Consider the following 14501-nt stretch of genomic DNA (forward strand, 5'->3'; position numbering starts at 1 on the left):
CACGCCAGGCCGCCGTTCGGATTTCCCGACGGGCCTGACGCTTTGTCGGTGCGGGCTGCCGTCGACTCCGCAGCGCGATTCTTCGGAGCCCTTCAGATCCAGGCAGAGCCATGCCCCAAAAGGCACCAGCGTCTTCTCATCAAATCCAGGAGAACTCATTGTCCTACGCATTTCGCCTCGGCCCGCGCACCACTGTGCTGGCCGCGGCGCTACTGGCGGCCTCCAGCATCCAGGGCGTGTCCGTCGCCCAGTCGGCCGACATCGCGAAGGCCCCACTCGATGTCGAAGTCTCCGGTCCGGTCTTCAACAACCCGCTGGGTTCGCAGGCTGATCAGGAGGCCATCCGGGAGAAGATCCTGGGCTTCATCCGTACCTCGCCCCAGGGCTCCTCGATCAAGGTCGCGCTGTATCACTTCTGGGACCAGGAAGTGGCGCAGGCCCTGGCCGACGCCCACTCGGAACGCGGCGTCTCCGTGCAGCTCATGCTGGACGAGTCGACCGTCAGCTCCCGTCCCACGGACGCGAGTTACGAGACCCTGAGAGCCTCACTGGGTACCGACCTCACCGGCGGTTCCTTCGTCGGCCTGTGTCCCGCGGGCAAGTCGTGTCTGGGGCGTCCGGAGTTCGGCCAGTCCATCAACCACAACAAGTTCTGGCTGTTCTCCCAGGTGGACGGGGCGGCCGACGTAGTGGTCCAGACCTCTTCGAATCTCTCGCCGTCCAGCTACTCGATGTTCTGGAACGACGCCTTCGTCGCCACGTACAACACGGGCCTCTACCAGTCCTACTCGTCCTACTTCGGGAAGCTGACCGGGCGGGACTGGGCGACCTGGAAGTACACCAGTGCCTCGTGGAGTCCGTACAAGGCGTACTTCTTCCCCTACTACCCGGGGACGGGCAACAGCACGGACACCATCTGGAACACGCTCGACAATGTGGCCTGCGCATACACGGCGAGCGATGGTTCGACCAAGGCCACAAAAGTACGCGTCGGGATGTTCAAATTCACCCGACAGGGGGTCGCCGACAAGCTCGTGGAACTCAAGAAGGCCGGATGCAGTGTGGAGCTCGTCTACACCGAAACGGATAGCGCCGACAGTTCCGGTACAGCGGGAACGTGGGAGAAGTTGCATTCCGTTTCCGGGCTGAATCCGGTCTGCTACTTCGAGGACACCGACCAGAAGCCTTCGACCGCGCAGCGCATCATTCACTCCAAGTACCTGCTGATCGACGGCAAGTACGACGGCGCGGTCAACAAGGTCGTGTGGACCGGTAGCCACAACTACTCGGGGCCGGCCCTGCGCGAGAACGACGAGGCGCTGCTGAAGATCGACGACTCGGCCGTGCACGACGCGTACCTGGCCAACTTCACGTCCATCAAGTCCCATGCCGTACCCGGCACCAGCGACAACGTACCGGCATGCAAGGGCGTCACCAGTCAGCCCGAGCAGTGACCGGGCCCCGTCACCCACCAAGGAGAGCTTCCATGTCCGTCACGACCTCGCTCAAGGCGGCGGCCACCGTCGCCACCGCCTCCCTGTTCGCCTTCGGGCTCTCCGCGCAGACGGCGACCGCCGCCGTGCCGCCCACCACATGGAACGCGACCGGCACAGTCGCCGACGTGGTGGGAGCTCACGCCTGGGGAACCTTCGCCACGGGTCCGGCAGCCGACACGTACGTGGTCGACGCGAACATCAAGGACACCAAGGCCGACGGACACGGTGCCCGCGTCAACATCCGCGCTGCCAGCAGCAACGGCAGCGTGGTCCTCGTCAGTGTGAGCGCCTCGGGTGAGGGAGTCACCGCGGAGGAGAGCTTCACCCTCAAGGCGCCGATCACGGTGCAGGAGTGCCTGACCGAGAAGGGCGCCGACTACGTGTGCGGTGAGCCCTACCGGATCGCGTGACCCGGCCCTGTTCGTACGTCGCGGAAGTCAAGACCTTGGAGATTGTCATGTTCCGTATAAGTCGTTCTTCTCATCGCATAGAGGAGAGGGAACTGTGAGACTCGGACGCCGAGTTGTCGGCGTACTCGCGGCACAGGCCGTGGCGGCCGCCCTGTTGACCGCCGTGGCTGCACCCCCGTCCATAGCCGCCGCCTCGACATCGGCAGGGCAACCGAGCGTGCCGGGCAGAGGCACAGGCCCTTCGGTCGATCAGCCGGCGGAACCGGGGACGACGGCAGTGGCCCGCCCCGTATGGCCTCAGAGCGGCAGCGCTGTCGTTTCCCTGCCCGCAACCACCACCGGCCGCACGGCCGTCAAGCCCGACGGTGCAAAACGCGCCGCGGTATCGGTCGGAGCGCCGCAGCACGCCGGGGCGCGGTCCGTCACCCGGCCGGACAGCACGCCTGCGAAGGTCCAGGTCGAGGTGCTCGACCACAAGAAGGTCGCATCCTTCGGGGCCGTCGGGCTGGGCATGCGTGTGGCCCGCGCCGACGGCAGGAATACGGCCGGATCGGTAGAGGCAACTGTCGACTACTCGGGTTTCGCCCACGCCTTCGGAGGCGACTTCGCTTCCCGGCTGCGGCTGGTCGAGGTCCCGGCCTGTGCCCTGACGACTCCGCAGAGGGCCGGGTGCACCGATATGCGTCCGGTGCCCGGTCAGCACAACGATCCGGACAAGGCCGTGGTGACCGCAGTGGTCGAGGCCGCCCCGCAGACGGAGCAGATCTCCGGCATGGCCGGCCTCTCGGCGCCGGCGCTGTACGCACTCGTCTCCGGCTCGTCGTCCGACTCGGGTGACTACCGGGCCTCCCCCACCAACCCGTCCGGCAAGTGGGACGTCTCCCTCGGTTCCGGTGCGTTCACGTACTCGGTGCCGATCGAGGTCCCGCAGCCGCCGGTCGGCATCGCACCCGATCTGGCACTGACCTACAACTCGCAGAGCGTGGACGGGCGGACCTCCGCCTCCAACAACCAAGCGTCCTGGGTCGGCATGGGCTGGGACCTGAACGTGGGTGCGATCGAGCGCCGCTACAAGAGCTGCGCCGACGACGGACACGGCCCCGACCAGGGGCAGGAATGGGGCGACCTCTGCTGGGCGTCACCCAACCAGTCCGCCGACCCCAACGGCGCCGTCTACACCATCTCGATCGACGGCATCACCTCGGAACTCATCCAGGACAACACCGGTACCGGCACCTACCACATCAAGGACGACCCGGCCTGGCGCGTCCAGAAGCTCAAGGGAGGCTACGGGGACGACGCCTCCAAGGAGTACTGGGTCATCACCAAGCAGGACGGGACCCGCTACTACTTCGGATGGGGACGCACCGAGCGGCTCAACAACGACTCGGCCTACGAGAAGACCAATTCCGTACTCACCGTTCCTGTGATCGGTGACGATGCGGGTGAGCCCTGCTACGACGGCGGCAAAGCGGTTTACTGCAACCAGGCGTGGCGCTGGAGCATGGACCGGGTCGTGACAGCCAACGAGGTGGAGAACACCTACTTCTACAACAAGGAGCGCAACTACTACCGCTCCATCGCCGGCGCCAACAAGGCCCGCGGCTACGACGCCGGGTCGTATCTGTCCCGGATCGACTACGGCTGGTCCTCCCAGATCGCGGGAGCTCAGCTCCCGGCGATGATCGACTTCCAGCATGTGAACCGGTGCGTGGAGCGGATGGAGGAGAAGGACCCGCTCAACAACACCGTTCCCGCCTGCCCGAGCTTCGAGACGAAGCCGGAGTCCTACCCCGACGTGCCGGTCGATCTCATGTGCGACGGCAGCACGGACGACGAGGCCTGCGCGGGTAAGACCTACTATCCGACCTTTTTCCAGCGTGATGTGCTCTGGGACATCAACGTCCATGTGCGGGACACGAATACCTCCGGCTGGGACCTCGTCAAGCAGTACCAGTTCAAGTACGCGTTGATGAACCCGTCCGGGGCGGTGGGCGAGCAACTGTGGCTGGACTACATCCAGCAGCGGGGCTATGCCGGCGACGACATCGACCTGCCGACCATCAACTTCAATGGTGAGTGGCAGGACAACAAGGTCGGCTCGGGCGAACTGAACTTCCGCCGCGTGAACAAGGTGTTCACCGAGACCGGGGCCACGATCACCGCGACCTACGGTCACGCCACCGACGACGACGGGGCCGTACAGCGGCAGTGCCCCGAGACCGGCGGTACGTCCGAGTCGAGCAACGCCTTCGAGTGTTTCTGGCAGAAGTGGACGCCCGAGGGCGGGAGCGAGAAGACCGGCTGGTTCAAGAAGTTCGTCACCAAACGAGTCCAGGTCGATCCGGGCAAGGCCAACGAGGGCTCGCCTGCGATGATCACGGACTACGAGTACGACGGCGCTCCGGGCTGGAGGTTCACCGCGGATCCGCTCGTCAAGGACGCCGACGAGTCCTGGTCCGAGTGGCGGGGCTACGCCAAGGTCTTGGTGACCACCGGGGCCAATGAGAACCGGCACTCCACGTACCACTGGCTCTACCGCGGTCTGAGCGGCGACCGCACGTCCAAGACCGACCCCGGTGCCACTCGCACGGTGAGCGTCAAGGACTCCGACGACAAGGCCTGGACCGATCACGACTGGCTGTCCGGCAAGACGCTGGAGACATCGGTCCGAGACCACAACGGCGACTCCCAGAAGCGCGAGTGGCACGAGTACTGGTCGTACAACACGGCGCAGTACACCGGCATGGCAGACGCCCGAATCGTGCGTGAGAACAAGGTGCGCACGCTGGAGAAGGTGGTCAACTCCACCGACGGCAGCGGCATGCGCGAGCACATCATCGAGTACGAGTACGACGACGCCGAGAAGGCCTCCACGGTCTTCGGTCTGCCCCTGCGCACCGACGACTGGGGCGAGAGCAGCGTGTCGGACAACCAGTGCACCGAGTTCGGACGCGCGTACAACACCGACGACCTGGCCGACGACTCCACCGGCACGAAGCGGTGGATGGTCTACCAGGACGACGAACGTCACTACAGCGTCTCCTGCGCCTCCGTCGATGCGGACGAGACCGCGGGCACCCCGGTCGCCCACATGGACCGGCGTACCGTCACGTTCTACGACAATGCCACGACCTTCGACGAGAACAACACCAATCTGGTCGACGGCAATCCCACCGAGGTACGCACCTATACGGCGGACGCGGCCTGGCGCGCGGAGAAGAAGCAGTTCGACGCGGCAGGGCGGCAGCTCAAGTCCTGGGACGGCAGGAACAACCTGACCACGACGACGTACACGCCGGCCACGTCCTGGCCCACGGGCGGCGTCAAGGTCACCACACCCGACCCCGACGGTGCGGGCTCGCGGCTCCCGATGACCAGCACGACGTACCAGTCGCGGTTCTGGGGCACCCCGTGGAAGACCGTCGACGCCAACGGCAACATGGTCCAGATGACCTACGACGCCATCGGCCGGCTGTCGAAGGTCTTCAAGGAGACGGAGGCGGCGAACTACCCCGACGGCACCGCGTCACTCGCGTACGAGTACACGATTCCGGTCATGGCATCGGCCACCGGTGTCCCTCGCGTGGCCACGGGTGACCCGATCACGGTCCGCTCGAGGAGCCTTCAGGACGGAAGCACCTACCTGGACACCTACACCTACGCCGACGGCCTCGGCCGACAGCGCGAAATGCAGGTCAAGGCGGCCACCGGAGCCGGGCGGACCGTCACCGTCACCCGCTACGACTCCTCGGGCAACACCGCAGGAACCTCGGCGCCGTTCTACAACAGCGGAGTCGCGGGCTCCGGCCTCGTCAACCCGACCGTGCCCAACCTGCCCTCGTACACCGATACCAAGGCCGACTGGGCGGGACGGACGATCCTGTCCCAGATCCAGGTCCTTGGAGCCCCGCAGGCGGCCAACAAGACGATCACCCAGTACCAGGGGGCGGACGAGACCACGGTCTTCCCAGCCGTCGGCAGTCCCACCAAGACCGTCAAGGACGTCTACGGACAGACGGCCAAGGTCGTCGAGAGCCTCGGTGCGGCCCAGTACAACACCACGTACGAGTACACACGCAAGGGTCAGCTGAAGTACGTCCACGACTCTCGCGGCAACACCAGCCACTACACGTACAACTGGGCGGGTGACCGGCTCACGGCGGAGGAGCCGGACGCGGGGTCCGCCGTCTCCACCTACGACGACAACGGCCTGTTGGCCACGACAAGCAGCAACGGCAAGGTCCTGAGCTACGGCTACGACGCGCTGAAGCGGCCGACCACCATCAAGCAGGGCACGACCCTGCTCACGGAGAAGTCGTACGACGCGCCCGCGGCCGAGGTTCCCAACGGACTGAACCGACTGGCGAGCACGACGAACTATGTGGCCGGCAAGGCGTACGTGTCCAAGATCGGCGCCTACGACAGCCGTGGCCATGAAACGCTGACCAGCCTGACGGTGCCGGCGGACGGTTCAGGTCTGGAGGGGCAGTACACGACCAAGGCCTCCTACGACCAGGCGGACCACCTCACCAAGACCGAGTATCCGGCGATCGGCGGACTGCCCGCCGAGACCGTCACGTCCGTCTGGACGGACGGACGTCTTTCGAAGGTGAGCAGCCCGCTGGCCACCTACGTCGCGTCGGTCGACTACGACAACACCGGGCGAGTCAGGTCCCGGGACTTCGGCGGCGGCACCGGCACCAGCGTCACGCGGGACTTCACCTACGACGACGCCGGCGGCGCGGGCTGGCTCAAGAACATCAGCACCAGCAGAACGACCGGCGGCACGACGACCAAGGTGCAGGACGACACCTACACCCGCAACAGCCTCGGCACGGCGACCGCACTGCGCGAGAACCAGATCGGCCAGCAGCAGTGCTTCACCTATGACGGTCTGCAGCGACTCAGTGGTGCCTGGACCACCGCCGGCACGAGCTGCGCGACCGCACCCGCCTCGGACTTCACCGGTCCCGATCCCTACGAGACGAGCTGGACATACGACCAGATCGGCAACATCCAGTCCACGACAGGGAGGACCTCGGCATCGGCGTCCGCCGTCACCCAGGACTACAAGTACCCCGGATACAACGCGGACGAGTCCGTCTACACGCCCGATCAGCCGAGACCCCATGGTGTGACGGCGGTGGCCCGCTCGACGGGCGGCAGTGACACCTACAGCTACAACGACGGCGGGCAGATGACCGGCCGCAGCCAGGCCGGTGTGTCTTCCGTCATGGAGTGGAACGCCCAGAACCGCGTCTCCAGGATCACCCAGAAGAAGCCGACGGGCGACGAGGTCACCAGCTACGTCTACGACGCCTCGGGCAACCCCCTCATCCGCAACGCACCAAACGAGAAGGTGCTCTACCTGGAGGGACACGAGCTCCGTAAGCGGGGCACGGACGCCCCCAAGGCCACGCGCTACTACAGCGCAGGCCATGTCAGCGCCGCCATGCGTGAGGCCGACGGCACGCCCGAGGGCAAGCTGACCTGGGTGCTGTCCGACGACCAGGCATCCACTCAGCTGACGGTCGCCGCGGCGGACGGCACGGTCTCCCGCCGCCGGTACACGCCCTTCGGACAGCAGCGCGGCTCGAGCGGGACCCTCCCCACCGCGACAGACAGGGGTTTCCTCGGCAAGTCCGAGGACGACTCCACCGGCCTGTCCATGCTCGGCGCTCGAATGTACGACCCAGGCATCGGGCGTTTTCTGAGCACCGACCCGATCACAGCGCACTACCAGCCCCAGAACATCAGCGCCTACGGTTACAGCGCCAACAACCCGATCGCCTTCACGGATGCCTCCGGCCTGGGTGTCCCGGAGTGCATGCAGGGCATCTTCACCGGGTGCAACAACGGTGTTCCGGACAAGGACTCCGTCTATCACCCGGAGCGCGAGCCGTGGTACCCGACGCTCTGCCCGAACGGCTGCTACTCCGGTAGCGGAACGCCGACGGTCGTCTTCATCACGCTGCCCAAGGGCCTCCGCCCTCCGAAGCTGAACGGTGCCTCGGCACTGGCCACGATAATCCTGGGCGAAACCGAGCCGGACCAGTTGCTGAGCATCGCAACGAACTTCGAGTACTCCAAGACCCAGGATTACGACGTCTCCTACAAGTTCTCGGTCTCCGAGTCGGAACAGGTCACCCAGCAGTTCTCCGATTCCCACGCCTTCAGTTTCAAGGCGTCGGGCGGCGTCGATTTAAAGGTGGCAAAAATCGAGGCCGAGGGCGGTTACACAGGGACGTTCACCTGGACCGACATCGATCAGAAGACCACCACCGCGACCAAGGAAATCTCCTACAGCGCATCGGTCAAAAAGGGTCAGATGGTGGGGCTGTCACCATCAGGAACGCTCACGAGGTACCGGACTCTCTACCAGAACAAGGACGGTTCGTACGAAGCGAAGACTTGGGCGGAGTTCCGCATCACCTCCTGGAACCCGGCGGTCTACGACAAGACTCCCATTGACGCCGGAAGGCTGGGTACCGTGGAACGGAAGAACTAAGACACAGGACTGGGAGGAGTCTCCGACGCCTCCCTGACCTCCGCAGGATGCGGTCCACCAGTAGTCCATGGTGGACCGCACAGCGCCCTCGGGCCGGCTGCCCGGACTGCAAGGCACCCGGGCCGACCGCTCGTAGGGCGAGCCCACCAACACACGAGTGCAGGCCGTGAGTACTGCGGCCGGTCACTGAACATGAGTTGTATCCTTTCCCCTCGCCGGCTCGCGACGTGCTGAAGTGGGCGGCCGGGGCGACGGACAGCGGTGGGACAGCAAGTATCCGGTCAGCGCGGCGGCGAGGCCGGCCAGCCCGGCCGCCGCGAAGCCACCCGCCGGCACGGAGACGTCGATGGCCACCCCGACGATCGGGGATCCGAGCGCGAAGCCTGCACTCTGCGCCGAGGACTGCAGACCTGCCGCCTCACCCCGCACGCTTGCCGGCGCCAGCCGGATCACCGCGTCGGCCACCGCGGAAAGGGTCGGCGCCGCGAGAAGTCCGGTGCCGACAACGGCCACGCACAACCAGGGCCAGTCGCGGGCGAGCCCTGCGGGAATCGTCACGAGCCCGAGCAGGCCGAGCAGCAACCACGTGGGCAGCGACCGGGACAGCGCCCCGTAGATCAGCCCGCCGGCGACAGAGGCCACGCCGAGCACGGCCACGACCAGGGCGGCCCAGGACACCTGGCCTGCTTCTTCGAGCGTGGCAACTATGGCGAGGTCGACGCCGCTGAGCAGCGTCGTCGTACCGAACGCCATCGTCAGCACGGCAATCATGCCGACGTTCAGCCACTCCCGTCGCGGGGGCCGTCCGGCAGCACCGGCCTCCGCCTCGTCCTCGGTACGCAGCGGCGGGTTGAGCCAGGCGATCGCGGTACCGCCGGCCACGATCGCGGCACCGAGCGCCCACACCACCACACCGGGGGACACCTTCGCGGCGCCCAGAATCACGACCGCCGGGCCCACCATGTACGACAGCTCGCCCTGCACCGACTCCAGCGCGAACGCTGCCCGGCGCTGTTCCGGCGTCGTCATCGCGGCGATCGCCTGCCTGGTCACCGGCTGGGCCGGCACCATCAGCAGACCCGCCGCAAAGGCGGCGCCCAGCAGGAACCCGTACGCCAGGATCGGCACGCTCAGCCAGAACACGACCTGCACCACGACAGTTGTCAGCAGCACGGTGCGCAGGCCCCGCCGGTCGATGATGCGGCCGAGCAGCGGACCGCCCAGCGCCAGCCCGGTGGTCAGCGTCGCCGCGACACCGCCGGCTGCCACGTAGCTCATGTTCAGGCCCAGCACGACATACATCGTCAGTGCCATCACGTCAGCCGTGATCGCGGTCCGGGCGAGGAAGGAAACACCCAACAGCGACGCCATCCCTGGCACGGCGAGTATCTGCCGGTATCCCGTCACTCACGTGACGCTAGATGCTCCGTCAGGGCATAGGTAGTGGTTCATTTGCTGCGACTGACATAATGAATCGTTATGGCCAGGGATCTTGAAACCGCATTGCTGCGGTCCTTCGTCACCATCGTGCGGGCGGGCAGTATCAGCCGCGCCGCGACCACGCTCGGCCAGACCCAGCCCGCGCTCAGCCAGCAGGTGCGCAAGCTCGAGAGGGCCATCGGCCGTCCGCTGCTTCACCGATCACCCTCCGGTGTCTCGCCGACCCGGGCGGGCGAGGAGCTCCTGCCGTACGCCGAACGCATCCTCTCGCTCTCCGCGCAGGCACTCACCGAGACCGGTCGCACGCTCACCGGCCGCTGCGGCGTCGGGCTGCTCGAAGACCTTGCCGCGTCCCGGCTTCCGCAGGTCCTCGCCGACCTCGCCCGGCTGCACCCCGGCGCGACCCTGGAGGTGCTCAGCATGTCCAACGCCGCGATACGGGAGGCCTACGACACGGGCCGCGTCCAACTCGTACTCAACGAGGTGCCGGCGATTCCCGGACCGCCGCGCTGGACCGTACGCCGCCCACTGGTCTGGGCAACCGGCCAGGGTGTGGACGTGACCGCCGATCCGCTACCGGTGGTGCTGTTCTCGAACACGTGCTCCTGGCGTACGGCGGTGCTGGAAACCCTGGAACGCGCCGGTCGGCCCTGGCGGGTGGCCTTCGAAAGCAACAGCCTGGTCAGTGTGCTCGCCGCCGTACGGGCCGGGCTCGGCGTCGCGGCGCTCATGCCCACGAACCTTGAACCGGCCATGGCCTGCCACGACGCGGACGCCCTACCCACCCTGCCGGACGTCGAGCTCGGCCTCGCACGGCACCCACGATCCGAAGGTGATCCGCTGATCGACGCCGTTGAAACCGCGCTACGACGCATGATCTGAGTTTCGCGGCCGGCGGGCTCGATGCTGGACCCGTACGGCTCAGCGCACCCTTCCCCGCGGTTTCAACGCCACCGGCGGGTTCCAGGGATCGTCGCAGCACGTGATCACTGGCGGCCCCTTTCCGGACCTCCCCAGCAGAGGGAAGTACCCGAGAAGACCACCGCCCCCACCGGGCTGCCCAGCCATGGCCTGCTGAATTCCCGAGAGCGCTTCCTGCCCTGGGCCGGTCCCTCGTCCCAGCGTCACAGCTGGTGACGGACTCCGGCCTCCTGCTGCGCGGCGGTGAGCTGCTCACGAAGGCCGCCCTCGATGGACCTGCGGGCAGCGCCACGCCGGAACAGTGGCAGTACGGTGCGCTGCTTGCCGTCTTCCACGAGGAGCGCCAGCCCGCCGTACAACGCGTAGGCACCGATACCGAGACCCGTCCAGCCCGCCGCGACCTGCAGCGCGTTTCCCAGGCCCGCCTCATAAAGGCCTGTGAGGCCGAAGCGCAGTCCGGTGAGGGTGAGCAGCACCGCGAACAGAGGCTTCGACTGCGCCGCCGCACCCGCGAGGGCGAGGACGAAGGGAACCAGCGCCAGAAGGAAGACGGCTTGTGCCTCCACCGGCCGGCCCGGTGGGGAGTCGAGGGAGGTCACGCTCGTTCCGGCCCAGGCGGCACCGAGGAGGAGCATGGCAGTGCCGGCGCCGGCGTCGCGGGCGAGGAAGGCGAACAGTCCGGCGACTGACTGCAGGGGCACGACGAAGATGAGGACCAGGAGCAGCAGGATGCTGCTCTGTCCTGCCGGGACCCAGGCCAGCTGGAGTGAGGACAGGACCACGCTGCCGACACCGAGGGCGAAGAACCCCAGCGGCAGGGGGCTCGCGATCGGGCGGAGCACGATTCGGGTCACCGCGTCAGTGGTCAGCGGTTCGGACGGGCCGGATGACTCGGAAGCTTGGGGCACAGTTGCAACATACGGGCTGGCGAGTGTGCCGCCGCAACAGGACCGGACTCGGCCGCGTGAGTGAACCCTCCCGTGGCCGATCCGCCGGCCTGGATACGACAAGGCCTGCCCAGTCCCGCGACCGGAGGCCCCCGTCGGCGTACCACCCGATCACCGGAACTTGCAGGAGGCAACCACAATTTTGCAGGCTGTCCGTTGCTGATCAGCGCTGACGGGCAGTCGGTCCGGGACAGCAGTCAGCCGAGGAGAGGAACCCGTCCAGTGTCCGCCGAACTTTCCGACGACCTGAAGAAGCTCATCGACGACACCCCGGTCTTCGCGACCGTGGCCACGATCCAGCCCGACGGCAGCCCGCAGTTGTCCATCACCTGGCTCGCCAGGGACGGCGACGATCTGCTGGTCTCCACGACCACCGGCCGTCGCAAGGAGAAGAACCTGCGTACCGATCCCCGGATCACCGTCATGATCAACCCCGCGAACGCGCCCTACACCTACGCCGAGATCCGCGGTTCGGCCACGCTGACCACTCAAGGCGGCCAGCAACTGATCGACACACTCTCGCGCAAGTACACGGGGAAGGACTACGCGGACTTCAACCCGGCGTCGAAGGACGACGCCGACCGCGTCGTCATCCGTATCACCCCGCGCAAGGTCGTCGGCTCGATCTGACACGCCCGCGCAGCGCACCTGGCAGAACCCGCCGGAGGGGCTCGCAGGAACGACCCCTGCGGGCCCTGGCCCGCCCGCCCCGAACCCCGGCCTGCGCCCATCCCCGGGAGGCCGGTTCGAGCCCCGCCAGGCGGAACACCGGCCGTCCGTGGCCCGGACCCGCCTCACCACAACCACGACAGCGATTCCGGCAACTCCCGGTAGAGGCCGCGCGGGCCCTTCCACCCGCCGCCGTATCCCCCACGCGTACCGACTGACCGCCCCGCCTGGCCGCCCCGGGGTGACCGGAACCCGCTCCGGAGACATGGGCGAGACGGTCCCGAGAGCGGTCGCCGGTTCCATCGGGCCGGGCCATGTGCCCTTCACAACAGGGACACGATGCACTGGAGGCGGGATGGACAACGGGGCAGCGCTGGACACGGCAAGCGGCCAACACCCAGGAGGCAGCAGACGAAGACGGGCACACACCGGCGTGTCGCGGCGGCGATGGTGGTCACGCTGCGCCTCGCTGGCGGCAGCCGCCGTGACCGCCGCGCTGCTGACGGCTCCGACGGCAACGGCCGCCGCCGCACCGGCGCCCTGCCCGCAACTCCCCTGCGAAGGGGCCGATCCGGGCCAGGTAACGGCATGGCAGCCCGGCGGTGCGCCGAAGGTCCTGAAGGAGACGACGCTCGCCTCCGGCACCCGGATCACCCTGTACACCGGCCAGCCGGCCTGGGACGCCGGCCGTACCTACGCGTGGGCGCAGGTGCAGCTCGGCTCCGGGGTCGCAAAAGCGCGCGTGTGGCTGCGGGCCGAGGAGAACTGGGGTGACGGCATCAACACCACGACGACGCTGGAGCACCCGCGTTCGTACCGTGACACCACAGGAACCACCGGCATGTTCCAGTACTCCACCGCGATCCCCCAGGGCGCGTACACCAACAGCGCCTGTGTGAGCGACGGCACCGAGCGTGCGTGCGTCGCCTCCTACGGAGCCGAGGTGGTCCCGGTCGGACCGTGCGAGGGCTGGTGTTCGGACGCAGACCCTGACGCGATCCCGACGTCCGACTGGTCGTACGTCGAACGCTCCACCACCGATCGGGTCGAACTGCCGTCGGGGGCGTACGTGCAGAAAGCCGACGGACGGCTGAAGCAGGGCACCTATCTCGGCTGGGCAGAGGGCGGACTTCCGGCGGGTGGCCGGTTCTGGCTGGAGGCATGGCAGGGGCAGGGCCGCTGGGGGCAGGTGTACACCGAGTTCACCCCCGCCGGCGCCTCACGTACGACGACAGGCTCCACCCGGGCGTACTCATGGCTGCCGGAACTGCGAGCCTGCGTGAGTGACGCGACGGGCACCGAGTGCACCCGGGACGAGGACGTGACGGCCACAGCCCCCACCCAGGCACCGTGTGCGAAACTCCCGTGCACGGGCATAGACCCGGCAAGTGTCACCGAGTGGATGCCGACCTACGATCCTGATGTGGTGGAGGACGCCAACATCTATCTGGGTGGCCGGTTCACGATCTACCAGGGCCGCCCCACCTGGGACCCGTACCACTTGTACTACTGGGGCGAGGCGGAGCTCCCGCCCGGCCGTGACGACGTCTCCGCCACCCTGATGAAGCATGCCTCCGGCGGCGCCGACTCCCGCACCACCCGGCCCGAACCTCTGCCCGGCGCCCGGCTGACGGCCTCGGGCACGACGAAGATGGTCGCGCTGGACCCGCTGTCGGGCGATGAGATCGCCGGGCTGGTCGTGGACGGCAAGAAGTGGGCATTCGCCACCCACCAGGGAAACAACATCTACCAGACGTCGACCCAAGGCCCGATCGGCCCGTGCGCACCGGGTCAGGCGTGCGAAGGAGTCGCTCCTGGCACCGTGACCACGTGGGCCTCGGTGGCGACCGACTGGGCAACGGCGACGCTACCGAGCGGTGCCAGGGTCACGCTGGCCGGCTCCCGACCGCAGTGGTCGGTCACCGACTACTACGCCTGGGCCCGCACGGACACCCAGGGCGTGACGGCGTGGCTGGAGGACAAGCGGCCCGGCAGCTCGTACGAGAAGGTCGCCGACGCCGGCACCATGAAGGCGACAGACGGCCGATCCGTCCGGGCGTGCCTCAGTGACGGCACGACGACGAGGTGCACGACACCCCTGGGGTGA

Annotated in this window: 8 protein-coding genes; 6 read left to right on the top strand and 2 right to left on the bottom strand. The window is 67.4% G+C overall.

The features are described from left to right. Positions 1-158: 158 nt before the first annotated feature. The 3 genes from ACFQ6X_RS16295 to ACFQ6X_RS16305 all read left to right on the top strand — a co-directional run bounded on the left by ACFQ6X_RS16295 (position 159) and on the right by ACFQ6X_RS16305 (position 8417). The gene (locus ACFQ6X_RS16295) at positions 159-1454 is read left to right on the top strand and encodes a phospholipase D-like domain-containing protein (RefSeq protein WP_383181926.1); all 1296 of its coding nucleotides are present in this window, start codon (positions 159-161) and stop codon (positions 1452-1454) included. 32 nt (positions 1455-1486) lie between these two features. Continuing rightward, positions 1487-1906 carry a hypothetical protein gene (locus ACFQ6X_RS16300; protein ID WP_383181928.1) on the top strand — a complete coding sequence of 140 codons (420 nt, stop codon included), beginning with the start codon at positions 1487-1489 and terminating at the stop codon, positions 1904-1906. A gap of 277 nt (positions 1907-2183) precedes the next feature. Beyond that, a complete protein-coding gene (locus ACFQ6X_RS16305; RefSeq protein ID WP_383181930.1) occupies positions 2184-8417 on the top strand; it encodes an RHS repeat-associated core domain-containing protein in 6234 nt (2077 codons plus the stop codon). Between the two features lie 183 nt (positions 8418-8600). On the opposite strand, the gene ACFQ6X_RS16310 is transcribed toward ACFQ6X_RS16305, so the two are convergent. After that, complete coding sequence (locus tag ACFQ6X_RS16310) at positions 8601-9824, bottom strand: MFS transporter (protein ID WP_383181932.1); 1224 nt, start codon at positions 9822-9824, stop codon at positions 8601-8603. Positions 9825-9896: 72 nt separating this feature from the next. Here ACFQ6X_RS16310 and ACFQ6X_RS16315 point away from each other — a divergent pair, with 72 nt between their 5' ends. After that, complete coding sequence (locus tag ACFQ6X_RS16315; protein ID WP_383181934.1) at positions 9897-10739, top strand: LysR family transcriptional regulator; 843 nt, start codon at positions 9897-9899, stop codon at positions 10737-10739. A gap of 242 nt (positions 10740-10981) precedes the next feature. On the opposite strand, the gene ACFQ6X_RS16320 is transcribed toward ACFQ6X_RS16315, so the two are convergent. Next, complete coding sequence (locus ACFQ6X_RS16320; protein ID WP_383181936.1) at positions 10982-11632, bottom strand: acetate uptake transporter family protein; 651 nt, start codon at positions 11630-11632, stop codon at positions 10982-10984. 315 nt (positions 11633-11947) lie between these two features. On the opposite strand from ACFQ6X_RS16320, the gene ACFQ6X_RS16325 reads away from it, so the two are divergent. Both ACFQ6X_RS16325 and ACFQ6X_RS16330 read left to right on the top strand, forming a co-directional pair. Further along, positions 11948-12355 (top strand): PPOX class F420-dependent oxidoreductase, encoded by a 408-nt coding sequence (locus ACFQ6X_RS16325; protein WP_383181938.1) that lies wholly within the window; start codon positions 11948-11950, stop codon positions 12353-12355. Positions 12356-12827: 472 nt separating this feature from the next. Next, the gene (locus ACFQ6X_RS16330; protein ID WP_383181940.1) at positions 12828-14501 is read left to right on the top strand and encodes a hypothetical protein; all 1674 of its coding nucleotides are present in this window, start codon (positions 12828-12830) and stop codon (positions 14499-14501) included.

It is taken from the genome of Streptomyces sp. NPDC056452, assembly GCF_042796085.1.
Classification (GTDB): Bacteria; Actinomycetota; Actinomycetes; order Streptomycetales; family Streptomycetaceae; genus Streptomyces.

Excerpts from the sequence above, each read along its gene's own strand:
- ACFQ6X_RS16300 (WP_383181928.1), top strand. The coding sequence starts at position 1,487 with ATGTCCGTCACGACCTCGCTCAAGGCGGCGGCCACCGTCGCCACCGCC.
- ACFQ6X_RS16315 (WP_383181934.1), top strand. The coding sequence starts at position 9,897 with ATGGCCAGGGATCTTGAAACCGCATTGCTGCGGTCCTTCGTCACCATC.